The sequence below is a fragment of the Staphylococcus sp. 191 genome (assembly GCF_011174885.1).
Taxonomy (GTDB): Bacteria; Bacillota; Bacilli; order Staphylococcales; family Staphylococcaceae; genus Staphylococcus; species Staphylococcus coagulans.
In genome coordinates this window covers 1-823 of the sequence record NZ_PNRJ01000045.1, presented here as the reverse complement: position 1 = coordinate 823, position 823 = coordinate 1, and the positions used below count along the sequence as shown (strand labels likewise).

Genomic DNA, 823 nt, shown 5'->3' with positions numbered 1-823 from the left:
TATTTATTGGCATTTGCTTCAAGCTTAGTTCCATCGATGTAAACAACATCTTCAGATATTAATTTATCTTCGATCAACTGAGCTCTAAAACCAACAAATAAGGTTTGTAAAATTCCCATCATATGTGGATTCACTCTGAACCTATTTATAGTTCTGTAAGACGGTGTTTGCCCTTGGGCAAGCTACATGAGGCGACAGCTATCTTTAAGAAGGAATTCTATTTTTCGTCCTGAAAAAACAGATTGAGAATAGCTATAAAGAAGTATTTTTAACATCATCTTTGGATGATAAGAAGAGGGCCCTCTATGATTGTAATAGTCATTGAATTCTGCATCAGGAATGGACTCAACAAGATGATTAATAATAGTAGAAACATCATTTTCTGGAAATGTAATTTCCGTTTCGATTGGTAGTGTGAGTTGAGACATGTTATAATTTTTATACATATAAAGTTCCTCCGTATCATTTTGTTTGTGGTTATTCATTATTATACGTGAGGACTTTATTTTTTTGGCAAGGAATTATGGCCCAGCCTTTTTTTGAACGCATTAGTAATAATACATGTGAATATTTGATTTAGCAGGATACCAGTAATATGAGTTTGATTGTTGATAGATAAATGATTTAAATTTTTAACTGCAGATATGCTAACTTACGCCAATTATCTTTTTAAATGTAAATACTTGTAGCAAAATCATAAAAAGTATAGGTATTTAGTTCATCATAATATCGAAAGCTCTTTTATTACAATAATTTTAAAATATTTAACATAAATTGTTTATTGTATAATTATAATATATAATGATTTAGTATGTGCTTAGAG

At 29.5% G+C, this 823-nt stretch carries 1 pseudogene; it reads right to left on the bottom strand.

Features of this window, described 5'->3' with window-relative positions:
* A pseudogene (locus tag C1H58_RS12470) lies at window positions 1-446 on the bottom strand (transposase); the annotation flags it as partial.
* Between the last annotated feature and the right edge of the window lie 377 nt (window positions 447-823).